Source organism: Stenotrophomonas sp. NPDC077421 (assembly GCF_049545505.1).
GTDB classification, from domain to species: domain Bacteria; phylum Pseudomonadota; class Gammaproteobacteria; order Xanthomonadales; family Xanthomonadaceae; genus Stenotrophomonas; species Stenotrophomonas nematodicola.
The window spans coordinates 1-23,627 of sequence record NZ_JBMWDP010000050.1 but is presented as its reverse complement, the minus strand read 5'-3'; the positions used below and the strand labels follow the sequence as shown (position 1 = coordinate 23,627).

Here is a 23,627-nt window from a genome sequence, read left to right as displayed (position 1 = left end):
GTGGACTTCATCGCCAAGCTGGCGGCACTGGTCCCGCCACCTCGCGCGCATCTCACCCGCTTCCACGGCGTATTCGCCCCGAATGCAAACCTGCGTGCGCAGCTGACGCCCTCGGGGCGCGGCAAGCGGCCTGCGGGCGATGCAGTGCCGGTGGACGTCAGCGCCCACGACGAGCCGCGCAGCCCCGAGCAGAAGCGCTGTGCGATGAGCTGGGCGCAACGGCTCAAGCGGGTCTTTTCCATCGACGTCACCACCTGCGCCCACTGCGGCGGCGCGGTGCGGATCGTCGCCAGCATCGAGGAACCCAAAACCATCCGCGCCATCCTCGCCCACTTCGAGAAGCACGGCGCGCTGGAGCAAGCGCACTACCGGCCCGCAGCGCGCGCGCCGCCGCCGGCCGTGTGACGAGGTGCCGGCCACACAGCCGGTAGCGAAACCAGAGTCCGATCCAATGCGGCCACGACCCCGCAGGGCTGCGCTCGGCCCTGTGCCGGGATTCGGTGAGAAATGGCTACGCACTGAGCCGCTGCGTGGCCCCGCGATGTCGAAAACCCACGCATGAACCCCCGATCTGTGCCCGATCTGTGCCCAAAGCGGCGCTTGCGCGGCCGCTTCCTACCCGCCAGACTCGCCAAAAAGGCGGTTGAACTTCCTATACCCAGCTGATCCTGCCGGCGCTGCAGGTGAACATCCGCGCCGGCGAACTGCCCCCGGCCGACGACAACGGCATCCGCTACCTGCGCCTGCCGCTCAACCAGCTGGGGGGTGCCCGATGACCGGCGAGTGGTGGATGGCACTGGGCGGCGGGGTCCTGATCGGTCTGTCCGCCACCGTCCTGCTGTGGCTCAACGGTCGGATCGCCGGCGCCAGCGGCATCTTCAACGGAGTGGTGTTCCCGCGCGCCGGGGACGTGTCCTGGCGCGTGGCCTTCCTGGTCGGGCTGGTCGTGGCGGCGGGGCTGTACATGGCCTTCGTGCCGGGTGCGCCGCAGCCGCGGGTCGACTTCCCGCGGGCCGGGCTGGTCGTCGCGGGGCTGCTGGTGGGCTTCGGTGCCCGCATGGGGAACGGCTGCACGAGCGGGCACGGGGTCTGTGGCCTGGGGCGGCTGTCCGGACGCTCGCTCGCCGCGGTGCTGGTCTTCATGGCCACGGCGGTGGCCACCACCTTGATCGTGCGCCACCTGTGGAGCTGGGCATGAGCAGGACCACCCTCGCGGCACTGCTTTCCGGCGCGCTCTTCGGGCTCGGGCTGGCGATGTCGGGCATGACCGATCCGCGGGTCGTGCTCGGATTCCTCGACTTCTTCGGCGACTTCGACCCCAGGCTCGCGTTCGTCCTGGCAGGGGCGGTGCTGACCACCGTGCTGCTGTTCCGGCCGGTATTGCGTCGTGGCAGCTCGCTGTTCGGCATCGGCTGGGGCGCCGCCGGTTACTGTCCGGGACCCGCCCTGGCTGGACTGGGAGTGTTGTCCGTCGAGGCGCTGTGGTTCGTCCCTGCGATGCTGGCGGGCATGTTGTTGCACCGGCTCGTCGATCGCGCCTGACCGCGCCGTGCTTTGTCACGCACGCTCGCGCGTCCGCCCTCAGACGCCGGGTTCGTGCCTGACCGGGAGCGATAGTTCGACCCGCAGTCCGTGCGGCTGACGCGGCAGGAGCATCAGCTCCCCGCCGAACCGCTGCGAGATCGCCTCCACCAGCGTCAGTCCAAGCCCGCTGCCGGGGTGGGAGGCCGCACCGCGCCAGAACCGGCGGGTCGCCGACTGTGCCGCCTCGACGTCCATTCCCGGCCCCGAATCCGAAACCGCGAACGCGGCCAGTCCCGGGGTAGGGCGAGCGATCTCTACCGCCACCCTGGTTTCGGCAGGGGAGTACCGCAGCGCGTTCCCGATCAGGTTGCGCAAGGCCACGACGGCCAGCTGCGGCGGCACGTCCAGCACCGCGTCCCCGCTGTTCCCCTCGATCCGTACGTCGGTCCGGGCTGCCGCGTCGTGCCCTGCCACCTCGATGGCGCGCGAGACCGCCTCGGCAGCGGTGATGTGCATGCCTTCGTCGAAAGGCAGCCGTCCCTCCACCCGCGCCAGCATCAGCAGTTGCTCCAGCGTCCCGCGCATCCTCTCCACGCCGGTGGCGGCGTCCTCCAGGGCCGGCTTCGCCTCGGGGCCGGCGTGCAGCCGGGCGACCTGCAGGTGGGTATCGATGACCGTCAGCGGAGTGCGCAGTTCGTGGGCGGCGTCGTTGGTGAAGCCGCGCTCGCGCTGGATGGCCTGGCGCATCCGCTCGAGCAGGTCGTTCAGGGCGCGGATCAGCGGGCGCAGCTCGCCCGGGAGCTGGCTGCCATCGACGGGGTCGGTCGCGTCCGGGTGTCGCTGCGACAGGCGCCGCCGCAGCCCGTCGAGCGGTGCAAGCGCCCGGCCGGTGCCGAACCAGAGCGCCAGCAGCCCGCCGATGGACGCGATCAGGAACGGCACGCCCGCCGCCAGCGCAATGCGCCGGCGCAGCTGCAATCGCTCGTCCAGGCTGTCGGCCGTGGTGATGTCGAAGGCATCGGTGCGCAGGGTGTAGGTACGCCACGGCTGCCCATCGATCACGGTGGTGCGGTAGCCCGGCGCGCTGACCGCCAGCGGCGCGCGGCCGGGGCCGCGGGTAGTGGCGATCACTTCACCGCGCAGTGAGCGGACCTGGCAGGCCATGCCGCGGCTCCCGGGCACCGACAGCGTGCCCTCGACCGCCGCCATGGACAGGCTCGCCCCGCCGGACTGGTCGAGCAGGCCGGCGACCATGCGCGCGGACATGGCCAGCCGGTCGTCCAGCGTCTCCTGCAGGTTGCGGTCCAGGTCGCGGAACATCCACACCGCGGCGCCACCCCACAGCACGGCCAGGGCCAGGCCGATGGTGAGCAGCAGGCGGAGCCGCAGGCTCACCGGCGCGCCCAGCCGAAACGGTAGCCCAGCCCGCGCACGGTCTCGACCACGTCGGCGCCGAGCTTGCGCCGCAGGTTGTGCACGTGGACGTTGACCGCGTTGCTGGCGACTTCCTGGTCCAGTCCGTACACCCGGTCCTTGAGCTGCTCGGCCGACAGGCAGCGACCGTCCGCGTGGATCAGGCTGGCGAGCAGGGTGGATTCGCGCCGCGACAGCTCGACCGGTTCGCCGTCCAGCCAGGCTTCGCCGCTGCTGGGGTCGTAGCGGAGCGCCCCGGCCTCGACCAGGTTGCTGCTGCGGCCCGCCGCCCGGCGGATCAGGGCGTGCAGCCGGGCGACCAGCTCGCCCAGGTCGAAGGGCTTGACCAGGTAGTCGTCGGCGCCGCCCTGCAGGCCCTCGATGCGGTCCTCGACGGTGTCGCGTGCGGTCAGCAGCAGCACGGGCAGTGTGCTGCCACCGGCGCGCAGTCGGTTGAGCAGCGAGAGCCCGTCGCCGTCGGGGAGGCCGCGGTCGAGCACCATGGCGTCGCATTCGGCGTTGGCGAGGGCGAGCTCGGCCTGCGCCGCGGACGGCACGGTGTCCGCGGCAAAGCCATACGCGCGTAGCCCGCTGGCGATGCCGCGGGCGATGAGGTCGTCATCTTCGACGACGAGGATGCGCATGGCTGCTCCGTCTGTAGGCGGTGTCCAGCCGCAGACCGTACGCCAAAGGCGCCGGGCCGACACCCCCGGCCGGCGCTCTTAATCCGCTCTTAATCCGCGTCCCCTACCGTGGCGCGCCATGAAATCCATCCCGATGAGAGCGCTGCTGCTCCTGCTGCTCGCGCTCCCCTTCGCCTCGGCCGCCCAGGTGTTCGACCTGTTCGCGCCGGCCGCCTCCGAAACGACGTTCCTCGATCCCGAGGAAGTGTTCCGGGTCGATCCTCCCGTCGTGTCCGGCGACACCATCCGGGTGACTGCGCAGATCGAGCCGGGGTACTACGTGTACCGGCACCGCCTGTCGATGGACGCCGATGGTGCGGAGATCCCGCTGGGCCTGCCGTCGGGCGAGCGGATCACCGACGAGTTCTTCGGCGAGACCGAGGTCTACCGCGAGACGCTGGAGTTCGATGTCGGCAGCGCCTCTGGAGGGGCGGTGACCCTGCACTGGCAGGGCTGCGCCGACGCGGGCATCTGCTATCCGCCCCAGACCATGGCGCTGACGCTGCCGGAGGTGCCGGGCGGGGCCGTCGCCGGCAGCAGCACCCGCACCGCCGCGGCCGCAGCGTCGCAGGCGCCGGCGGCAGCCGAGTCCGTCGCTGATGAAACCGCACGGGGTGCGGATTCAAGCGAGGCGGTGTCGGGCGATGCGGCGCCTGCGGCCGCCCCTGCGGAACCGGTATCCGCGGCGGCGGTGCCGCCGGAAACCCCGGCCCTCGCCGAGGACCAGGCCTTCGCCCAGCGGCTCACCGACAGCGGGCCCGCCATGGCGGCGCTGGTGTTCTTCGGCCTCGGGCTGCTGCTCGCGTTCACGCCCTGCGTGCTGCCGATGATCCCGATCGTGTCGAGCCTCGTGGTTGGCGGGCGGCCTTCGCCCGGGCGTGCGCTGATGCTGTCCACCGCCTACGTGCTGCCGATGGCGCTGACCTACGCCGCCCTCGGCGTCGCCGCCGGCCTGAGCGGCGCGAACCTGCAGGCCACCCTGCAGAACCCGTGGCTGCTCGGCGCCTTCGCACTGCTGTTCGTGGTGCTGGCCATGGCCATGTTCGGGGCCTTCGAGTTGCAGTTGCCGGCCTGGCTGCGCAACCGCCTGGACCGCGCCAGCCGCGGGCAGCAGGGTGGAACGCTGGCCGGTGCCGCCGCCCTGGGCGTGCTTTCGGCGGTCCTGGTGGGGCCGTGCATGACCGCGCCGCTGGCGGGTGCGCTGCTGTACATCGGGCAGTCCGGCGACCCCGTCGTCGGTGGCGTGGCGCTGTTCGCGCTCGGCCTGGGCATGGGCGTGCCGCTGCTGCTGATCGCAGTGTTCGGCGCCCGGGTGCTGCCGGCCCCCGGCCCGTGGATGGAGCGGGTGAAGGCCGCCTTCGGCTTCATGCTGCTGGGCATGGCCGTGTACATGGTCAGCCGCGTGCTGCCGGGGTCGGTGTCGCTCGCGCTGTGGGGCGCCTGGCTGCTGGTGGTGGCGATCGGCCTGGTCGCGTTCGCAGCCGATGCGGCCCCGGGCACCGTGAGGCGCTGGGGTTCGCGCAGCGCCGCGGCGGTCGTGGGAGTCTGGGCCGTTGCGATGATGTTCGGCGGAGCCAGCGGTGCGACCGATCCGTGGCGGCCGCTGCAGCCGCTGGCGGGCACCGCGGTCGCGGGAGTTGCCGCCCCCTCGGCACCGGCAAGGCCCGACTACGTGGATGCCAAATCCGCGGCCGACCTGGACCAGCGCCTGGCCGAAGCCGGCGCCCGCGGCGAGTGGACGCTGGTCGACTTCTACGCCGACTGGTGCGTGACGTGCCACATCATCGAGCGCGAGGTGTTCGGCGATCCGCGCGTGGCCGAGCGCCTGGCGCGCATGCAGGTGGTACGCCCGGACGTGACCGCGAACGACGCGGTGGACCGCGAACTGATGAAGGCCTGGGAGGTGGTCGGGCCGCCCACCCTGATGTTGATCAGCCCCGACGGGCGCGAGGCGCGTGCGCTGCGCACCGTCGGCGACATCAGCGCCGACCAGTTCCTGCAGCGCCTCGACCAGGTCGGGGCAGGGGAGGAAGCCTGATGGTCAGCCTGGGACCGATGCCGATGACGGTGGTGCTCCTGGCGCTGGCGCTGGGCGTGGCGGCGCTGGTGGGCCGATGGGCGGCAAAGCGCCCGGACGGGCCGCGGGTGCCGGTGGCCGGACTCATCTTCGACATGTTGCTCGTGGGCCTGGTCGCTGGACGCGTGGTGTTCGTGGTGCAGTGGTTGCCGCAGTACGCGGCGGATCCCTGGTCCCTTATCCGGCTGGGCGACGGCGGCTACTCGATCTGGGCCGCGGTCTTCGCCGGCCTGGCGTTCGGCGCGTGGCGCGCCCGCCGCAACCCGGAACTGCGCCGCCCGCTGGTATGGGGCACCGCTTCCGGCCTGGCGGTCTGGGGCGTGCTCAGCGGCGCGCTGTTGCTGATGCAACAGGCGGTGGTCCGACTGCCCGACGTCGAGCTGACCCGCCTGGAGGGCGAGGCGGTGCGCCTGTCCGAGATGGGCGACCAGCCGAAGGTGGTCAACCTCTGGGCGACCTGGTGCCCCCCATGCAGGCGCGAGATGCCGGTGCTCGCCGACAGCCAGGTGGCCAACCCCCACGTGACCTTCGTCTTCGCCAACCAGGGCGAGGGCGGCGACCTGATCCGCGATTACCTGGACGAAGCCGGGTTGCAGCTCGATAACGTCGTGCTGGATCCGTTCTCCAGCGTGTCCCAGTCCACCGGCTCGCGCGGGCTCCCGACCACGCTGTTCTTCGCCGGGGACGGCCGTCTCCTGGACGTCCACATGGGCGAACTGACCAGCGCAAGCCTTGCGCAGAAGCTGGAGCGCTTCGGCCCGCCGGCGCCCGGCCCACAACCATCCACACAAGAGGCAGCACCATGAACCGATTCCACTTCAACGCCACCTTGCTGGCGATCGCGCTCGCCGGCACCGCCGGATGCAGCCACGCGGAGGAACCTGGCGAGATCAAGGACCGCCCCGCCGTGATCGACACCGTCGAGGCCCACGGGCTCGAGGTGCTGGGCGAGTTCGACGCTCCCGGCGGCCTGCGCGGCTTCGCCAGCCTGGCCGGGGGCCAGCAGCCGGTGGCGGTCTACGTCACTCCCGACGGCGAGCACGCCCTGGTGGGCACCATGGTGAACACGCACGGCGTGGACGTCGGGCAGGAGCCGCTGCAGAGGCTGGTTGCCAAGCCGATGACCGAGCGCATCTGGTCCCAGCTGGAAGACAGCACGTGGGTGGCCGACGGCCACGACGACGCCCCCCGCGTGGTGTACACCTTCAGCGACCCCAACTGCCCCTTCTGCAACCGGCTGTGGGAGGCTTCGCGTCCCTGGGTCGACTCCGGCAAGGTGCAGGTGCGCCACATCATGGTCGGCGTCATCAAGGCCGACAGCGCCAACAAGGTCGCGCAGATCCTGACCGCTCCCTCGCCATCGGAGATGCTCACGCGCAACGAGCAGAACTATGCGAGCGGGGGCATCGAGGGGCTGCCCACGGTCCCGGCCGAAGTGGCGGGCCAACTCGACGCGAACCACCGGCTCATGCGCGAATTGGGCTTCCAGGGCACCCCGGGCATCCTGTTCCAGGATGAGAACGGCCTCGTGCAGCGCCGCTCGGGCCTTCCGGCGCCCGACGACATGCCGAACGTGTTCGGCCCCCGCTAAGTGCAGATCCGCTGCCGCGCCGCGGCGCCGCCCTCAGCGGCGCTGCAGGCGGTACGCGACGGTCTGCATCTGCAGGCCGTCGCCGGCTTCCGGCCCGGAGGCGGGGACGTCGCGCCGCTCCAGCAGGTCGACCGCCCAGTCGGAAGAGAGCAGGGCGCGCACCTCCTCCTCCTGCACGGAGAACGGGGGACCTTCCTTCTGATCCTGCGGGTACTCGATCGTCAGCAGCAGTCCGCGGCAGCCGGCCGGCAGGGAGCGGTACAGCCCATTGGCATACCGGCGGCGGAGCGGGGGCGGAAGGGCGATCAACGCGGCCCGGTCGAAGACGGCGGCGCAGTCGCGCAGCACGTCGCCGTCCAGGCCAAACGCATCGCCATGGATGAGTTCGATGCCCCCGGCCGAGTAATGGCGGCCGTAGCGGCTCGACTCCACCCGTGGCTCCAGTCCGCTCTCGACGAAGAACTGCTCGATGGCGAGTTCCGAGAGCTCGACCCCGAGAACGCGATGGCCCTGGGCGGCGAGCCACGCCATGTCCCGCGACTTGCCCGCCAGCGGGACGAACACCCGGCTGCCGGGCGGCAAACCGAGCGCGGGCCAGTGCTTGAGCATCAGGGGCGTGGGCTGCTCCTGGTTCCAGCCGGTGTCGCCCCTGCCCCAACGATCTTTCCAGTATTCGGGTTCCATGCGTACTCCTGGCCAATACCGCGGGTGCGGGTGGATCGGCAGCCGATGTTCCCACGGTTTTGACCCGCGTCAATCCAGCATTCCCAACACGACATATAGTGGGGCTGCATGAAGGCAATCCACAGGGAAAGAACAACAATGCGGAAGTGGCTCAGGATCGTCCTGCTCGTCGGAATCTCCGGCGTCCTCCTGGCTTTCCTGCTTGCGCAGATGCTTCCGCACTGGCGCAGCACCAGCAGCGGAATCGTCGTGGACGTGGACGACCCCGCGCTGGTCGAGCGTGGTGAATACATCGCCCGTACCGCGGACTGCATGGCCTGCCACACCACGTTGGGTGGCGAGGAGTTCGCGGGCGGCCTGCCCATGCTCACGCCGCTCGGGGCGATCTACTCCACCAACATCACCCCCGACGTGGAGACCGGTATCGGCAGCTACACGTTCGACGAGTTCAACAACGCCATCAAGCACGGCGTGCGCAAGGACGGCAGCGCGCTCTATCCGGCCATGCCGTTTCCCTCGTACCAGATCATGCCGGACGAGGACGTGGCCGCGATGTACGCCTATTTCATGTCGGCGGTGGAGCCGGTCCGCCGTGCAAACCAGCCGAGTGAGCTGCCGCCGGTGCTCAACTGGCGCTGGCCGCTGGCGTACTGGCAGCTCCTGTTCGCGCCCAAGCGCAGCTTCGTGCCGGAAACGGATGATCCGGTGCTCACCCGGGGCCAGTATCTCGTCGAGGGTCCGGGGCACTGCGGTTCGTGCCACACCGGGCGTGGCATCGGGTTCCAGGAGGTCGCGCTGTCGCACTCCGAATCCGGCGAGTACCTGAGCGGCGCCATCATCGATGGCTGGCGGGCGAAGAGCCTGCGTGGGGAGCACAGGGGACTGGGCACCTGGACCACGGAAGAGCTGGTGGACTTCTTCCGGACCGGCCGTACCGACACCACCGCCGCCTTCGGGGCCATGGCGGAGGTGATCGAACACAGCACCCAATACATGACCGGCGAGGACCTCCACGCGATGGCGGCCTACCTGAAGACCCTCAGTCCGGCGCCGGGGAGGGAGGTCACGCTGCCGGCCAAGCAGAACCTGACCACGCAGAAACTGCTGGACGGCGAGTACGACTCACGGGGCGCGCTGCTGTACGTCGAGTACTGCCAGGTCTGCCACCGCGCCGACGGCAAGGGCGTGCCGCGAATCTTCCCGGCGCTGGCCGGCAACAGCGCGGTGTACTCGCGCTACCCCGACTCGGTGTTGCAAATCACCATGGGTGGGGGACGGATGCCGGACACGCCGCACGACCGGATGGCGTTCTCCATGCCTGCGTTCCACATGCTTGCCGACGAAGACATCGCCGAGGTGGTCAATTTCATCCGCAATAGCTGGACCAACGAGGCCGCGGAGGTGACGGTCGACGACGTGGTCGCGATGCGCCACTTCCTGAGCCGGAAGCCGCGGGTCGGAACCGACCTGCCGCCCCACCTGCCGGTGCCTTCCACGACGCAAGGAGCCAACCATGAGTAAGCTGTCCGGACGCGTCGCCGGCGCGGTGATCGCCGCGCTCGTCGCCGCGGGGTGCGGCAGCCCGGAGCCGGTCGGTCGGGCTGCGGCGCAGTACGACCTGGTGCTGGTCGACGATGCCAACCGCAGGATCGGCACCTACACGATTCCCCAGGACACCGCGATCGTCGACGAACCCAATGCCGAGCAGATCTTCTATGGCAAGCGCCTGCTGAACGAGACCGAGCGGCTCCTGCCGGACCACGTCGGGGCGGCGATGAACTGCAACAGCTGCCACATCGCCCAGGGGAAGATCCCGCTGGGGGACCCGTACATCAACAGCTTCAACTTCTATCCCCGGGTGATGCCGCGCGCCGGCAGGGAGATTGACCTGGAGGCGCGGATCAATGGGTGCTTCCAGCGTTCGATGAACGGCAAGCCGCTGGACCGGGAATCGGAGGAAATGAAGGCGATGATCGCGTACATGGAGTGGCTGTCGCAGAACACGCCCAGGGACCAACTGGTGGACATCGCCAACGCCGGCACGGTGGACGCGAGCCTGGTCCCCGACCCGGTCAGGGGCGAGCGCATCTACCACGCGCAGTGCGCCGCCTGCCATGGCGACAACGGCGAGGGGCTTCGCGACAGTCGCGGTGACATCGTCTTCCCGCCGCTGTGGGGCGACGAATCCTTCAACATCGGCGCCGGGCTTGCGCGCACCTACAAGGCCGCCGCGTTCGTGAAGTACAACATGCCAATGGGCATCCAGACGGTCGGCCTGTGGGGGCACGGCAACGTGTTGTCCGACCAGGACGCGGTGGACGTGGCCGAGTTCTTCACGCACAAGCCGCGGCCCGACTTCCCGGGCAAGGTGAATGACTGGCCGAACGGGCCGAAGCCGAAGGATGCGAGGTACTGACGTGCGGGGCACGCCGCAGGAGGAGTCAGGGGCTTTCCGGCTCAAGCTCGCGTGCGACGCGGGCGCTCCTCTTGCCCTCGGCGGCCGGGAGCCGGAACCCCGCGAGCACCGTGCGGCCCACCTCGGCCGGGCCGCGCGCGCAACGCAGGGTGCGGCCCACCACCATGGAGCCTTCCAGGGCGCACAGGAGCACCTCGGCCAGGCATTTGGCGGGGCTGTCGGTCCGGAAGATCCCGGCTTCCTGGCCCTCGGTGACCATCGCCCTCAGCCAGCGGACGTTGATGCGGAAGAACTCCTTGACCTCGGCCATGACCGATTCCGGGAGGCTCTCGCTCTGCGCACCAAGCATGCCGCCGAGGCAGAGCTTGCCCCCGCTGGCGAAGATCTCCTCGAACAATCCGCCGTAGGCGACCAGCCGCTCGTAGGGGTCGCCGGTGCGGCCCTCGATTTCCAGCAGCTTCGCGCGGAGCCGGAAGGAGTAGCGCTGCGTGACGCTCGCGACCAGGTCCTCCTTCCGCGGAAAGTGGTGGTGGATGCTCGGCTTCTTGATGCCGACCAGGGCCGCGACGTCGTCATAGGAAAAGCCGTTGTAGCCGCGATGCTGCAGCAGGTCCTCGGCCGCGTCCACGACGCGCAGGGTGGAGGGGCTGAGTTCGGAAAAGTGGCGCATGGGCACTCCGGCTGCCAACCAGTAGGCAGGCTGCCTCCCGGTCACGTTGCTGTGAATGCCGCAACTATAGCAAGGCGTCCCGGCACCCCCAGCAAGGTGAGGGCTGCGTGACGGTGGCTTTGCTCAGCCCTGAGGCTATAATCCTACCAACTAATTGGTCCGTGGCGGCGCGGGGTAGCGCCATGGGTCGGCAGCGTCACGACGCCAGCACACCACTCCATGCCCTGATCCACGGGACGGCCCTTCACCGGGGTCGCCGGTTTCCTTTTGACTGTTTGAACGAGAGCGCCCCCGGATGCTGACCATTGGACTGTTGCTAGGCCTGAGCTTCGTAGTATCACTGCTCGCGCTGGGCTTCCTGATCTGGGCAATGGCCTCGCGCCAGCTGCTTTTCGAGCAGGACCAGGCGTATGCCATCTTCACGCCCGGAGAGGCGGGCGTTCCCGACGACGCGACCTTGCCGGGTGCGGACACCCGCCCCCCGCCGGCCGGGGATGGCGTCCCGACGAATCATTTCGACGGCGAACGTGCCGGCATCGACCGCGTTTCGCGCCTGCCGGTACTGGCGCTGCTCGGGAGCGGGATGGCGTGGCTGGCGATCGGATCGATCTTCGGCCTGATGGCATCGATGAAGATGCACATGCCCGACTGGTTGGTCGGTGAGGCCGCGCTGACCTTCGGTCGGGTACGCACACTGCACCTGAACCTGGTCATCTATGGCTGGCTGTCGATGACGGGCATCGGCGTGGTGATCTGGATCACCGGCCGGATGTTCCACACCGCGCTGCGCCTGCCCCGGGTGGTCCTGGCCGGCACGGTGCTGTGGAACCTCATGGTGGCCTGTGGCGCGCTGGCCATCGCCTCGGGTTGGACCGATGGCGAGGAGTGGCTGGAGATCCCGTGGCAGCTGGACATCGGCCTGGCGGTCGCCGGAGCGTGCTTCGCCATTCCGCTGGTGGCCACCGCGGCGCGGCGCAACGTGCACCACATCTATGTGAGCGGCTGGTACTTCCTGGCCGCACTGTGCTGGTTCCCGGTGCTGTTCATCGTCGCCAACCTGCCCGGCCTCCACACCGGAGTGCAGGAAGCCACGGTCAACTGGTGGTTCGCGCACAACGTGCTCGGGCTGTGGCTGACACCCCTGGGCGTGGGCTCCGCGTACTACTTCATTTCCAAGATCATCGGCAAGCCGATCTACTCCTACAGCCTGTCGCTGATCGGCTTCTGGGGCCTGGCGCTGTTCTACAGCCAGGTCGGCATCCACCACCTGATCGGCGGTCCGGTGCCGACGTGGGTGGTGACGCTGTCGATCGTGCACAGCGTGATGATGTTCATCCCGGTGATCGCGGTAGCGATCAACCAGCACGTGACGGTGGCGCGCAACACCTGGGCGCTGAAGGCTTCGGTGCCGCTGCGTTTCATCTCGCTGGGGGCTCTGATGTACACCGCCGCGTCGTTCCAAGGCTCGTTGGAGGCGTTGCGGTCGATCAACAGCATCACCCATTTCACCCACTACACGGTCGGCCACGCGCACCTGGGTGCCTATGCCTTCGTCACCTACGTGCTGTTCGGCGCGGTGTACTACATGATGCCGCGCATCACCGGCCGCGAGTGGCCGTGGCCGCGGATGCTGAACGTGCATTTCTGGCTGGTGGTCGTGGGCTTTGCGATCTACTTCTTCGCCCTGTCCATCGGCGGCTGGCTGCAGGGCGAGGCGATGTTGGACGTGACCCGCGACTTCGCCGACAGCGTGATCCTGACCATTCCGTTCCTGCAGGCCCGCACCGTGGGTGGTGCGCTGATGGTCGCCGGACATTTCCTGTTCGTGGCGCACTTCATCGCGCTGTTCCTGATCCGTCTGCCGGCTGCATCGATGCCCGATGCACCGCGTGACACCGTACCGGCTACGAACGCATGAACCGCATCGTCCCTCTTGCCATCCTCGCCCTGGGGATCCTCGCCTTTGCCACGCTGCTGCTGGTGATCGCGCCGGCGATCCAGATCCGGAGCGAGGCGCCGACACCGGGATTGAAGCCCTACACCGCGCAGCAGCAGCGGGGTCGCGACCAGTACATCGCGCTGGGCTGCGTGTATTGCCACACCCAGCAACCCCGTGCGTCCGACCAGGCGCCGGACCCCGAGCGCGGCTGGGGCCGTGCCTCGGTGGCGTCGGACTACGTCTACGATACGCCGCACCAGCTGGGCACCATGCGCACCGGCCCGGACCTGCTGAACGTCGGCGCACGCCTGCCCAGCCGCGACTGGCACCTGACCCACCTCTACCAGCCCCGCGCGATCTTCGACTGGAGCATCATGCCGGCCTATCCGTTCCTGTTCGAACACAAGCCCGCCGCCGGGCCGGACGACGTGGTGGTGGCCCTGGAGGGCAAGTACGCGCCGGCCGAAGGCGTGATCGTGGCCAGGCAGGAGGCGCTGGATATCGTCAGTTACCTGCAGTCGCTGGACCGGACCTTCCCGGCGCCGGTGGATGCGCTGCGCGACGATGGCTATGCACGACCGGAGGAGCCTCGATGAGCCGTGACGACCGGCGCGACACGCACCAGCGCAACGAACATTTCGAACCCTACGAGGAAAGCGCTCCGGTGCCGCTGCCCGTGCTGTGGGTTGCACTGGCACTGGCGCTGTGGGGCGCGGTCGTGCTGTTCAACAGCTTCGAGTCGGAGGATGAGGGCAAGGTCGAGCGCGCCGAACGGGTCATCCCGGAGGCGACCGCAGCGCGTGCGGTGGCGGAGGGAAACGGGGCCGGGTTGTTCCAGGCCAGCTGCGCCACTTGCCACCAACCCAATGCTTCGGGTGTACGCAACGCGATCCCGCCACTGGCCGACTCGCCGTTCGTGGCCGCGCGCCCGGAGGTGATGGTGCAGATCCTGCTGCACGGCATCGACGGTCCGATCCGCGTGGGAACGCAGGACTACGACGGGCACATGCCGGACTTCTCGAGCGTGCTCGATGACGCGGAGATCGCCAGCATCGTGCAATACGTGCGCGGTACCTGGGCGCCGGACCCCGGCGCCACGGCTCCTGCCATCGATGCGGCATTCGTCGCCGCAGAGCGCGCGCGCTTCCCGGATCGCGGGGCCTGGCAGGGCGGCGCGGAACTGGCGCGGGTCGTCGATCCCTCGCTGCCGGCGCAACCCGCGGTGAGCGTCGTGGAGGCGGCGGGCACCGATCCGGTGGTCCGGCAGCTGGTGGACGAGGGCCGCGGCGCGGCCTGGAGCTGTGCCTCCTGCCACGGCGAGCGGGGCCAAGGCACCCTCAACGTGCCCCGGCTGGCCGGCCTGCCTGCCGACTACATCGTCAAGCAGCTGAAAAATTACCTGGATGGGAGCCGCCGCAACGAGAACATGGAAGTGGTCGCGCGAACCCTGGCGCCCGCCGAGATGCAGGCACTGGGTGAGTTCTACGCGGCAATTCGCGCGCCATCCAACGCCTACGCGCGCCTGGGCGGCGACCTCGCCCGGGGCGAGGAACTGGCGCTCCGGGGCGACTGGTCGAAGGACATCCCGTCCTGCTTTTCCTGCCATGGCCCCTCGGGTGTCGGCGTCGCCCCGGAGTTCCCGGCCCTGGCCGCCCAGCATCCCGAATACACCGTCGCCCAGCTGGCCGGCTGGGTCGCGGGACGCCGGGACAACTCGGACATCCAGCTGATGGACCACATTGCCAGGGCACTGGACGACGGCGACCGCCGTGCGGTGGCCGACTACTTGGCCACCTTGCCCCCGGTTCCCGCCGCGCCCGCGTCGACCGTCGCCGCGGCACCCCTGGCCGCCGAAGCAGGGCAGGGCAATGCCCCTGCCGTGAACCTTTCCAGTGTCGAGCCAAACTCCCCCGCAGGTGAACGCCATGTCCAAGACTGACCGCAAGAACGCCGAAGGTGGCGAGTCCGTTGAGCGCATCCGTGCAGGCAATGGCACACGGCGCGCGATCTATGCGATCGGCGGCGGCCTGGTGCTGTTCGCGCTGGGCGCGGTGCTGTTCGAGCGTTCGTCCTCGGCCGATCGCGACAATGACGGAATCGCGCCATCCAGCGTCAGCGCGGGTCCGGGTGCGCCCACGCAAGCGGTGCGTTTCACCCCGCCGCCCGAGCACACCATTCCGGACGGCCCCTCGGGAGAAGCCATTCTGCGTGGCCGCGACATCTTCGTGAACACGCCGGCCAACGCGGGCGAGTTCGTCGGCAACCAGCTCTCCTGCGCGAACTGCCACCTCGACAGTGGACGCCGCGCCGACTCCGCGCCGATGTGGGCGGCCTGGCTGGCGTATCCGAAGTACCGCTCCAAGAACAAGAAGATCAACACCATGGAGGACCGGATCAACGGGTGCTTCAGTTATTCGATGAACGCACAGGATTCCGCGTCAGGCGGCCCGCCGCCGGCCGGGCACGACGTGTACAAGGACATCCAGAGCTACATGCACTGGCTGGCCACCGGCGCCCCGACCAACAGCGAGGTCGAGGGTGCGGGATACCTGTCACTGGAGGATACCGAGCTGGGTTATGACCCCTCGCGTGGCGCCCAGGTCTACGCAGCCAACTGCGCTACCTGCCACGGCGTCGACGGCAGCGGCCAGCGCGACCTCAATGGCAGGCTGGTGTTCCCGCCGCTGTGGGGTCCGGAAAGCTACAACTGGGGCGCGGGCATGGCGCGCATCGATACCGCCGCCGGCTTCATCAAGGCCAACATGCCCTATGGCCAGAGCAACCGCCTGACCGACCAGGAAGCCTGGGACGTGGCCGCCTACATCGACAGCCATGAACGTCCCCGTGATCCGCGCCAGGCCGGGATGAGCGTGGCCGAGGCGGCCGAGAAATTCCACAAGGGCGACGAGACCTATTACGGCAAGACGCTCGACGGCCAACTGATCGGGAGCGGCACGCCGGTGCCCGCCCGCGACTAGGACGATGTCCGCGCGTCAGCTGTTCGCGGTCGACGGACTCTGGTGCGGCGGCTGCGCGCGCGGGCTGGAGAACAGGTTGCGTGCCCAGCCGGGGGTGCAACAGGTGGCGGTGCATTTCCTCACCGCCTCGGCCCTGATCCAGTGGGATCCGGCGCGCACCGATCGGGCCGGGATCGCGGCGGTGATCGCCGGGGCCGGGTACCGGCTGGTCGAGCAACCCCGGCCGGCGGCCATTCTGGAGCGCCTGGAAACCACCATTACCGCGTTGTCGATCCGCCTTGCGGTGGCGGTGTTCTTCGGCATGTGGTCGATGGTCGGCAGCGTGATGCTGTACGTCGGCGTGGCCGATCCGCGGCAGGCCTGGTGGGTCGCCGTGGCAACGGGAGTTGCGGCGCTGCCGGTGCTGGCGTGGGCCGGCAGCGACATCCTGCGCATGGCGGTACGCTCGGTCCGGCTGCGCAGCCCCGGCATCGACCTGATGATCGGACTCGGGGTGACCGGCTCCACCCTGCTGTCGGTGATCAACCTGTGGCAGGGCGGCTCCCACGTCTACTTCGACACCGCGACCATGCTGGTCACGCTGCTGCTCGCCGGGCGGCTGATCGAGGCGTGGGTCAGGCGCCGGGCGCTGGATGCGATCGTCGCCATGCAGGCGGCGGACAACGAGACCGCGCTCGTGCTCGAGCCGGCCGGTGCGGCCCGGCCCGTGCCCGTCGGCGAGGTCCCGCTCGGCAGCCAGGTGCTGGTGCCCGCCGGTGCCGTCGCCAGCGTCGACGGCGTGGTGCTGCAGGGCGAGGCCCGCCTGGACACCTCGATCCTCACCGGCGAGTCCCGGCCCCAGGCGGCGGCTCCCGGGACCCGGATCAGCGCCGGCAGCATCAACCTCGACCGGGCCCTGACGGTGCGCAGCGACCGCGAGCCGGGCGACCGCGACCTGGACCGCATGGGCGGGCGCATCGCGCTGGAGATGGTCGCCCGTCAGCCCGCCACGGACAGCCAGACGCGCATCTCGGAACTGCTCGGCCGCTGGGTGCCGGTGCTGGCGCTGCTGGTCGGGGTGGCGGCGTTGCTGGCCGGCCTAGGGGTCGAGGAATCCACGCTGCGGGCGCTGGCCGTCCTGGTCGCGGCGTGCCCGTGCGCGCTGGCCGTGGCCACGCCGCTGGCGCACCTGCATGCGGCGATCCTGGCCAGCCGCCACGGCCTGCGGATCGCCGACCCCGGCAGCCTGGCGCCACTGGCCCGGGCCCGCACGGCGGTCTTCGACAAGACCGGGACCCTGACCATGGGCGAGCCGGCCGTGGTGGAGGCGGTGCCGGCCGCGGGCTGGCACCGCGAGGAGCTGCTGGAGGCGGCGGCTGCCGCGGAGGCCGGCATCGACCATCCGCTGGCACGCGCGATCGTCGCCGCGGCACCGGCGGTCCCCGATGCGGACGCGGCGGGCGAACGCAGCCCGCGTGCCGCCCAGGGATCGTGGCGCGCGCACCGGGTACGCGTCGCCACTGCGGACCCGGATGCCCTGGCCTCCGCTGGCCGTCATCCGGACGAGGGACTTACCTGGCTTGCGGTCCAGCTGGACGGCAAGCCGATGGGATACCTCGGCCTGGCCGATCGCCTCGATCCGGAAGCCGCTTCCACCATCGGCCTGCTGCAGCGGGCGGGCTTCGATGTGTGGCTGGCCAGTGGCGATGCCGAGGGACCGGTCCATGCATTGGCAGGCCAGGTGGGCGTCGTGCCCGCACGGGCGCGCGCCGGCATGTCGCCGGCGCAGAAGGCCGACCTGCTGCGCGAGTTGCCGGGGCCGGTGGTGTTCGTGGGCGACGGGATCAACGATGCCCCGGCGATGGCCGCGGCAGCCTGCGGGATCTCGGTGGCGCGTGCACACCCGTCGACACAGGCGACGGCGGCCATTGGCATCCTGGACGGCGGCATCGGCGGGGTGCTCCGCGCCGCGACGCTCGCCCGCTGGAGCGTCGGACTGGTGCGGCGCAACCTGTGGGCCGCGCTGGCCTACAACGCCGCGATCCTGCCCCTGGCGATCTTCGGGGTGCTTACGCCGCTGGGCGCGGCGCTGGCGATGACCGCGAGCTCACTGACCCAGATCGGACTGGTGCTGGGCAGCCGCCCGCGATTGGGGCCGCCCCGGCGGGCGAGGCCGGCGGCAGCGCCGCCGGCCGGTGAGCCGGCCCGCGCTCAGTAGTTCAGCTGCGCCCAGATTCCGAACTCGTTGCCACTGCGGCGCACGCCGGCCATCTCGATCTCCTCGCGCTTGCCCGCCAGGGCCAGGCGCAGGTTCCGGGAGGGCGACCATTCCACGCCGGCCTGGCTGAACTCGTTCTCGGCGCCCGGATCCAGCAGGCGGCTCGGGGTGATCCGGTCGTGGCGGGCGAAGACCGTCCACTCGGGCGCGACGCGGTAGCTGCCCCAGGTGGACCAGCCCCGCGACTCGTCGGGTTCGACCCGGTTGATGCGGTTCCAGTTGTCCGCCTCGAAGCCTTCCACGCCCCAGCGCCCCGCCTCGCCCACGTAGGCCAGTGCCGCATTGAGGCGGGTCGCGGTGTGCTCCACGCCGCCGGGACCCCGGTCCTGGGCACGCCTGCCGCGGTAGCCGCCGAGCACGACGGTCCAGCCATCGGCCAGCTGCCAGTCCACGGCGGCCTCGACGTCCGGCGTGTCGCCGAGCGTCGGCTTCTTGTATCCGGAGCCGGTCACCACAGAGACCGCGTAGGACGCGGCGCCCTGCTGGCCCTTCAGGTGCACGCCCCACTCCGCGGGGCTGCCGACGCCGGCGCGCGCGAGCAGGGGCGAGTCCACGTAGCGGAAGCCGTTGAGCTTCGTCATGCGCGGGATCCAGGGCTGCGGAGCGCTGCCGACCTGCAGGCTTGCGTTCTGCCCCAGCCGGCGTTGCAGGTACATGTGGGGTACCCACAGGTCGGTGGGATCGCTGTCGCGCACCCATTGCACGTCGGAGGTAAAGTGCAGCGACCAGTCTTCGTTGAAGTCGTGGTCGATGTTCACGAAGAAGCGCTTGAGCTCCGCGTCGAAGTCGCCCTCGCGGTCGCTGGCATTGGCGAAGATGGTGCCGGAGATGCGGGTGCGGTCGGACGATCCGCCGTCCTGGGCGTGGGCGGGGGCGGCCAGCGACAGTGCCAGCGCACAGGACAGGGAAAGCATGCGGATCGATGCCATGTAAGGGGCTCATCTTGGAAGGGGGAGGGAGTTGGTCCGGCGAGGGGCGCGGCCGGGTATCCCGGGCGCGCGCGGACCAAGTGATCGGTAGGCTAGGCGCCCGCCGGCGCCATGTCAAAAGCTGACATCGTCGAAAGTTCCACGTAGCGTGTACCAACCAGTAGGTAGGGAGGCGGTCAGATGGAAATCGGCATACCGGCCGAGACGCGGCCCGGTGAAACCCGGGTCGCCGCAACGCCGGAAACAGTCAGGAAGCTGGTGAAGGCCAACCACCGCGTGGTCGTGCAGGCCGGCGCCGGGGTTGCCTCCAGCGTGACCGACGAGGCCTATGTGGCTGCAGGCGCGGTGGTCGGCTCGGCGGCGGGTGCGCTCGGGGCCGGGATGGTGCTGAAGGTGCGCGCGCCGACCCCGGACGAGCTCGAAATGATGAAGCCGGGCGCCGTGCTGGTCGGCATGCTCGATCCCTTCGACGCCATGCAGGCCAAGGCGATCGCGTCCGCCGGCCTGACCGCCTTCGCACTGGAGGCGGCACCGCGCATCAGCCGCGCCCAGGCGCTGGACGTGCTGTCGTCCCAGGCCAACATCGCCGGCTACAAGGCGGTGATGCTCGCGGCCAATGCGTACCAGCGCTTCATGCCGATGCTGATGACCGCCGCCGGCACGGTGAAGGCCGCGCGCGTGCTGGTCATGGGTGCCGGGGTAGCCGGGCTGCAGGCGATCGCGACTGCCAGGCGGCTGGGCGCGGTGGTGGAGGCCTCGGACGTGCGTCCCGCGGCGAAGGAGCAGGTCAATTCGCTCGGTGCGAAGTTCCTCGACGTTCCCTTCCTCACTGACGAGGAGCGCGAGATCGCCGAAGGCGTGGGCGGCTATGCACGGCCGATGCCCGCCGGCTGGATGCGCCGCCAGGCGAGCTGGTGCACGAGCGCGCCCGGCAGGCCGACATCATCATCACCACCGCGCTGATCCCGGGCCGCAAGGCGCCGGTGCTGATCCACGACGAAACCGTGGAGGCGATGAAGCCCGGCTCGGTGATCGTCGACATGGCGGTCGCGCAGGGCGGCAACTGCACGCTGTCGGAGGCCGGCCGGACGGTCACCCGGCACGGAGTGCACATCATCGGCGAGCCGAACCTGCCCGCGCTGGTCGCCGCCGACGCGTCCGCGCTGTACGCGCGCAACGTGCTCGAGTTCCTCAAGCTGGTGGTCGACGACGAGGGCGGCTTCGTGCTGGACCAGGACGACGAGATCGTCGCCGCCACCCTGCTGTGCCACGCCGGCGACGTGGTGCGCAAACCCGCCTGACCCCTGGACCCACCGGAGAACCGCGATGGAAGTCGGCCCCGCCGTCATCAACCTGATCATCTTCGTGCTGGCGATCTACGTGGGCTACCACGTGGTGTGGACCGTGACGCCGGCCCTGCACACCCCGCTCATGGCGGTCACCAATGCGATCTCGGCGATCGTGATCGTCGGCGCGATGCTCGCCGCCGCGCTCACCGAGGGCGCGCTCGGGCAGACGATGGGCACGCTGGCCGTCATGCTCGCGGCCGTCAACGTGTTCGGTGGCTTCCTGGTCACCCAGCGGATGCTCCGGATGTTCCGCAAGAAGGAGCCGCGGGCGCGGCCCGCCCGGTCCGACGCCGAAGGCAGCGGGGAGGGCGGGCAATGAGCCTCGGTTTCGTCAGCATGAACCTGGTGACGCTGCTCTACCTGGCGGCATCGGTGTGCTTCATCCAGGCCCTGAAGGGCCTGTCGCATCCCTCGACCGCGCGGCGCGGCAACCTGTTCGGCATGGGCGGCATGGCGATCGCCGTCGCGACCACCGTGATGCTGATCCTGAAGCTGCAGGCGGACGCCGCGGCGGATCCTCTGGTTGGTTCGGATGGGGGCGGGCTCGGGTTGTGGCTGGTGCTGCTGGGCGTGGTGGTCGGCGGCGCCATTGGCACGCTGCTGGCAAGGAAGGTGGAAATGACCCGCCTGCCGGAGCTCGTCGCCGCGATGCACTCGCTGATCGGCCTGGCGGCGGTGTTCATCGCCGTGGCCGCGGTGGCGGAGCCATGGGCATTCGGCATCGTCGTCGGCGAGGGCGAGCCGATCCCGCTGGGCAACAAGCTCGAGCTGTTCATCGGCACCGCGGTCGGCGCGATCACCTTCTCCGGTTCGGTGATCGCCTTCGGCAAGCTGGCGGGCAAGTTCCGGTTCCGCCTGTTCCAGGGCGCGCCGGTGGTCTTCCCCGGCCAGCACCTGCTGAACCTTGCGCTGGCGGTCGCGATGATCGGGCTCGGGATCACCTTCGCGCTCACCCAGCAATGGGAGCCGTTCATCGCGATGGCGGCCATCGCGTTCGTGCTCGGGGTCCTGATCATCATCCCCATCGGCGGCGCCGACATGCCGGTGGTGGTGTCGATGCTCAACAGCTACTCCGGCTGGGCCGCCGCCGGGATCGGGTTCTCGTTGAACAACTCGATGCTGATCATCGCCGGCTCGCTGGTCGGCAGCTCGGGCGCGATCCTGTCCTACATCATGTGCAAGGCGATGAACCGCTCGTTCTTCAGCGTCATCCTGGGCGGGTTCGGCGGTGGCACTGGCGCCGGAGCGGGCGAGGGCGGACAGCAGCAGCGCAACGTCAAGTCGGGCTCGGCCGAGGACGCCTCGTTCCTCATGGCCAACGCCGAGACGGTCATCATCGTCCCCGGCTACGGCCTGGCGGTCGCGCGCGCCCAGCACGCCCTGAAGGAGCTGACCGAGAAGCTCGCCGACGCCGGCGTGACGGTGCGCTACGCGATCCACCCGGTGGCCGGCCGCATGCCGGGGCACATGAACGTCCTGCTGGCCGAGGCGGAGGTGCCTTACGACCAGGTGGTCGAGATGGACGACATCAACAGCGAGTTCGGACAGGCCGACGTGGTGCTGGTACTCGGGGCGAACGACGTGGTTGAAGTTCAACCAGATGGGCGCAAGCTTCGCCGAGGCGCTTCCCGAGTTGTGCAACCTCGCTTTTTTGACACTGCTGTATGGCGCGCTGGCGGTATGGCGCTACGCCCCGGGGCGGGACGGCGCCTGACGGGCCGGTCACGGAGCACGGGGCCGGGGCGGCTTCTGCGCGGGTATCGGAGATCGTCTGCGCGCTGGATGTGCTGGCCGACAATATCGATCCGGCCGAAAGCTGCAAGGCCTTCCGCGGCCGCATGCCGAGCGCCGATGCCCTGCTGCGCAACCGCGGCCTGAAGTGACCCTTCGGCGGGTGCGGTAACGAAAAGGCGACCCGGGCGACCGGGTCGCCTTTTTCATGCTGCGGACGACGCACCGGAGACGCCGCGTCATCCGCCGCGCGGCCACGCACCGGCGCTCAGTCGCCGGCGGTCTTCCGGGTGCCGGCGCCCGCGAACTCCGGAAACGCCTCCTCCAGCGAGCCTTCGTCCGGCAGCACGTAGAACACGCCGCCGCGCGCGAAGGTGGGGCTGACGACCTGCTCGTAGAACGCCGGAGACACGTTGATGCAGCCGTGGGTGACCCGGTTGTCATCCGGCGTTGGCGAGGCCAGGCGCTCGGGGCGCTTTTCCTCCGGCACGCCGGTCGCGGTCGGGTGGATCGAGACCGCGGACTCGTAGTCGACCCACAGCACGCGGCCGGCATCGATGGACGGACCGTAGCCGCCGACGAAGCGGCCCGCCGGGGTGGTGCGGTCGCGGCCGGGGATCTCGCGCAGGGCGAGGCCCGCGATGCCGGGGGCGGTGTGGTCGCCAACGGCGGAGCCGAACAGGCCGGGCGCGGCGCCGCGCAGGCGGCCATCGCCGCCGAACACGAGGATCTGGGCGGCGGCCTTGTCCATGATCGCGAAGGGATAGCCCTGGCTGTCGCCGGAGGCGACGACCCAGCCGGCCAGTTCGATCACCGTGTCGGAGACGTCCTGGCCGCGGGGCAGTTCGTCCAGTGACGTCGCCGGCGGGGTGCCGTCGTCGCGCGCGCTGGCGGTGGCGCCCACGCTGGCCAGCGCCAGCGCCAGCGCCAGCGCAACCGCGCGCCGGCCCGGGTGGGGGAGAGAGTGGGGGAAAGTACGGATGGGAAGCTCCTCGGGGGCGGAACACCACCCAACGCGGGGATCCGCGCCGCGCAGGCGACGGATCCCCGCGCCGGTCGGTCAAGCGGAGTGCGTGCTCACCCGCGCGGCACGCGGCGCGGCGACGATTCCAGCTGCTGCACGCGGCCTTCGATCTGGTCGAGCCGCTGGTTGGCGCGCTGGGCGCCCTGGTTGGCGGATTCGGCGCTCTGGGCCGCGCCCTGCACCTGGGAGTCGAGGCGGTCGAGGCGGGAGTCGCCGCGGCAATGTCTGACGCGAAGATCAGAACGCACCGATACGAACGTGCGAACACAGGCGCAACACTGAGCAGCCGTCCCCGCACCGGAGCGCTGCGTGCCGCGCCTCGCCACATCCCGGCGGCAAGCCGCGGGATGCGCGCCACTGCC

The 23,627-nt window shown here is 70.1% G+C and carries 24 protein-coding genes; 17 read left to right on the top strand and 7 right to left on the bottom strand.

Annotated elements, in window-relative coordinates; all coding sequences use genetic code 11:
• The 3 genes from ACPEH1_RS18970 to ACPEH1_RS18960 form a co-directional block, all read left to right on the top strand.
• The coding region (locus ACPEH1_RS18970; RefSeq protein WP_423716207.1) for a transposase at nucleotides 1-405 on the top strand (405 nt) is incomplete at its 5' end.
• 367 nt (nucleotides 406-772) lie between these two features.
• Nucleotides 773-1,198 (top strand): YeeE/YedE family protein, encoded by a 426-nt coding sequence (locus ACPEH1_RS18965; RefSeq protein WP_423716206.1) that lies wholly within the window; start codon nucleotides 773-775, stop codon nucleotides 1,196-1,198.
• The gene (locus ACPEH1_RS18960; protein ID WP_423716205.1) at nucleotides 1,195-1,542 is read left to right on the top strand and encodes a DUF6691 family protein; all 348 of its coding nucleotides are present in this window, start codon (nucleotides 1,195-1,197) and stop codon (nucleotides 1,540-1,542) included. Before ACPEH1_RS18965 ends, ACPEH1_RS18960 begins: the two co-directional genes overlap by 4 nt.
• Before the next feature lie 39 nt (nucleotides 1,543-1,581).
• On the opposite strand, the gene ACPEH1_RS18955 is transcribed toward ACPEH1_RS18960, so the two are convergent.
• Nucleotides 1,582-2,919 carry an ATP-binding protein gene (locus tag ACPEH1_RS18955; protein WP_423716204.1) on the bottom strand — a complete coding sequence of 446 codons (1,338 nt, stop codon included), beginning with the start codon at nucleotides 2,917-2,919 and terminating at the stop codon, nucleotides 1,582-1,584.
• Complete coding sequence (locus ACPEH1_RS18950; RefSeq protein WP_423716203.1) at nucleotides 2,916-3,581, bottom strand: response regulator; 666 nt, start codon at nucleotides 3,579-3,581, stop codon at nucleotides 2,916-2,918. Before ACPEH1_RS18950 ends, ACPEH1_RS18955 begins: the two co-directional genes overlap by 4 nt.
• 118 nt (nucleotides 3,582-3,699) lie before the next feature.
• Between ACPEH1_RS18950 and dsbD the strand changes: the two genes are divergently transcribed.
• From dsbD to dsbG, 3 genes are read left to right on the top strand one after another with little or no spacing between them, the layout of a single operon-like run.
• Nucleotides 3,700-5,658 (top strand): protein-disulfide reductase DsbD, encoded by a 1,959-nt coding sequence (dsbD, locus tag ACPEH1_RS18945; protein ID WP_423716202.1) that lies wholly within the window; start codon nucleotides 3,700-3,702, stop codon nucleotides 5,656-5,658.
• Entirely contained in the window at nucleotides 5,658-6,503 is an 846-nt protein-coding gene (locus ACPEH1_RS18940) for a prolipoprotein diacylglyceryl transferase family protein (protein WP_423716201.1), read from the top strand. The genes dsbD and ACPEH1_RS18940 overlap by 1 nt, the downstream gene beginning before the upstream one ends.
• Complete coding sequence (gene dsbG / locus ACPEH1_RS18935; RefSeq protein WP_423716200.1) at nucleotides 6,500-7,288, top strand: thiol:disulfide interchange protein DsbG; 789 nt, start codon at nucleotides 6,500-6,502, stop codon at nucleotides 7,286-7,288. Before ACPEH1_RS18940 ends, dsbG begins: the two co-directional genes overlap by 4 nt.
• Nucleotides 7,289-7,321: 33 nt before the next feature.
• On the opposite strand, the gene ACPEH1_RS18930 is transcribed toward dsbG, so the two are convergent.
• On the bottom strand, nucleotides 7,322-7,972 hold the full coding sequence (locus ACPEH1_RS18930) for a thiopurine S-methyltransferase (protein WP_423716199.1): 651 nt from the start codon (nucleotides 7,970-7,972) through the stop codon (nucleotides 7,322-7,324).
• Between the two features lie 138 nt (nucleotides 7,973-8,110).
• On the opposite strand from ACPEH1_RS18930, the gene ACPEH1_RS18925 reads away from it, so the two are divergent.
• On the top strand, nucleotides 8,111-9,493 hold the full coding sequence (locus ACPEH1_RS18925; RefSeq protein ID WP_423716198.1) for a c-type cytochrome: 1,383 nt from the start codon (nucleotides 8,111-8,113) through the stop codon (nucleotides 9,491-9,493).
• Complete coding sequence (locus ACPEH1_RS18920) at nucleotides 9,486-10,388, top strand: c-type cytochrome (RefSeq protein ID WP_423716197.1); 903 nt, start codon at nucleotides 9,486-9,488, stop codon at nucleotides 10,386-10,388. The genes ACPEH1_RS18925 and ACPEH1_RS18920 overlap by 8 nt, the downstream gene beginning before the upstream one ends.
• A 25-nt stretch (nucleotides 10,389-10,413) precedes the next feature.
• On the opposite strand, the gene ACPEH1_RS18915 is transcribed toward ACPEH1_RS18920, so the two are convergent.
• On the bottom strand, nucleotides 10,414-11,058 hold the full coding sequence (locus ACPEH1_RS18915; RefSeq protein WP_423716196.1) for a TetR/AcrR family transcriptional regulator: 645 nt from the start codon (nucleotides 11,056-11,058) through the stop codon (nucleotides 10,414-10,416).
• 295 nt (nucleotides 11,059-11,353) lie between these two features.
• Here ACPEH1_RS18915 and ACPEH1_RS18910 point away from each other — a divergent pair, with 295 nt between their 5' ends.
• From ACPEH1_RS18910 to ACPEH1_RS18890, 5 genes are read left to right on the top strand one after another with little or no spacing between them, the layout of a single operon-like run.
• Nucleotides 11,354-12,976, top strand: a complete 1,623-nt coding sequence (locus tag ACPEH1_RS18910; protein ID WP_423716195.1) for a cbb3-type cytochrome c oxidase subunit I — start codon at nucleotides 11,354-11,356, stop codon at nucleotides 12,974-12,976.
• Nucleotides 12,973-13,593 carry a cbb3-type cytochrome c oxidase subunit II gene (locus tag ACPEH1_RS18905; protein ID WP_423716194.1) on the top strand — a complete coding sequence of 207 codons (621 nt, stop codon included), beginning with the start codon at nucleotides 12,973-12,975 and terminating at the stop codon, nucleotides 13,591-13,593. Before ACPEH1_RS18910 ends, ACPEH1_RS18905 begins: the two co-directional genes overlap by 4 nt.
• Nucleotides 13,590-14,936 carry a c-type cytochrome gene (locus ACPEH1_RS18900; RefSeq protein ID WP_423716193.1) on the top strand — a complete coding sequence of 449 codons (1,347 nt, stop codon included), beginning with the start codon at nucleotides 13,590-13,592 and terminating at the stop codon, nucleotides 14,934-14,936. Before ACPEH1_RS18905 ends, ACPEH1_RS18900 begins: the two co-directional genes overlap by 4 nt.
• Nucleotides 14,923-15,975 (top strand): c-type cytochrome, encoded by a 1,053-nt coding sequence (locus ACPEH1_RS18895; RefSeq protein WP_423716192.1) that lies wholly within the window; start codon nucleotides 14,923-14,925, stop codon nucleotides 15,973-15,975. The genes ACPEH1_RS18900 and ACPEH1_RS18895 overlap by 14 nt, the downstream gene beginning before the upstream one ends.
• A gap of 4 nt (nucleotides 15,976-15,979) precedes the next feature.
• A complete protein-coding gene (locus tag ACPEH1_RS18890; protein ID WP_423716191.1) occupies nucleotides 15,980-18,172 on the top strand; it encodes a heavy metal translocating P-type ATPase in 2,193 nt (730 codons plus the stop codon).
• Here ACPEH1_RS18890 and ACPEH1_RS18885 read toward each other — a convergent pair.
• Entirely contained in the window at nucleotides 18,166-19,161 is a 996-nt protein-coding gene (locus ACPEH1_RS18885; RefSeq protein WP_423716190.1) for a hypothetical protein, read from the bottom strand. The genes ACPEH1_RS18890 and ACPEH1_RS18885 overlap by 7 nt on opposite strands.
• 180 nt (nucleotides 19,162-19,341) lie before the next feature.
• Between ACPEH1_RS18885 and ACPEH1_RS18880 the strand changes: the two genes are divergently transcribed.
• From ACPEH1_RS18880 to ACPEH1_RS18865, 4 genes are read left to right on the top strand one after another with little or no spacing between them, the layout of a single operon-like run.
• Nucleotides 19,342-20,124: an NAD(P)(+) transhydrogenase (Re/Si-specific) subunit alpha gene (locus tag ACPEH1_RS18880; protein ID WP_423716189.1), complete on the top strand. Its 783-nt coding sequence runs from the start codon at nucleotides 19,342-19,344 to the stop codon at nucleotides 20,122-20,124.
• Nucleotides 20,076-20,462, top strand: a complete 387-nt coding sequence (locus ACPEH1_RS18875) for a hypothetical protein (protein ID WP_423716188.1) — start codon at nucleotides 20,076-20,078, stop codon at nucleotides 20,460-20,462. The genes ACPEH1_RS18880 and ACPEH1_RS18875 overlap by 49 nt, the downstream gene beginning before the upstream one ends.
• Before the next feature lie 25 nt (nucleotides 20,463-20,487).
• A complete protein-coding gene (locus ACPEH1_RS18870) occupies nucleotides 20,488-20,829 on the top strand; it encodes an NAD(P) transhydrogenase subunit alpha (protein ID WP_423716187.1) in 342 nt (113 codons plus the stop codon).
• The gene (locus ACPEH1_RS18865) at nucleotides 20,826-22,388 is read left to right on the top strand and encodes an NAD(P)(+) transhydrogenase (Re/Si-specific) subunit beta (protein WP_423716186.1); all 1,563 of its coding nucleotides are present in this window, start codon (nucleotides 20,826-20,828) and stop codon (nucleotides 22,386-22,388) included. The genes ACPEH1_RS18870 and ACPEH1_RS18865 overlap by 4 nt, the downstream gene beginning before the upstream one ends.
• A 121-nt stretch (nucleotides 22,389-22,509) precedes the next feature.
• On the opposite strand, the gene ACPEH1_RS18860 is transcribed toward ACPEH1_RS18865, so the two are convergent.
• Complete coding sequence (locus tag ACPEH1_RS18860) at nucleotides 22,510-23,166, bottom strand: hypothetical protein (RefSeq protein WP_423716208.1); 657 nt, start codon at nucleotides 23,164-23,166, stop codon at nucleotides 22,510-22,512.
• 152 nt (nucleotides 23,167-23,318) lie between these two features.
• Complete coding sequence (locus tag ACPEH1_RS18855; RefSeq protein ID WP_423716209.1) at nucleotides 23,319-23,513, bottom strand: hypothetical protein; 195 nt, start codon at nucleotides 23,511-23,513, stop codon at nucleotides 23,319-23,321.
• Nucleotides 23,514-23,627: the final 114 nt, after the last annotated feature.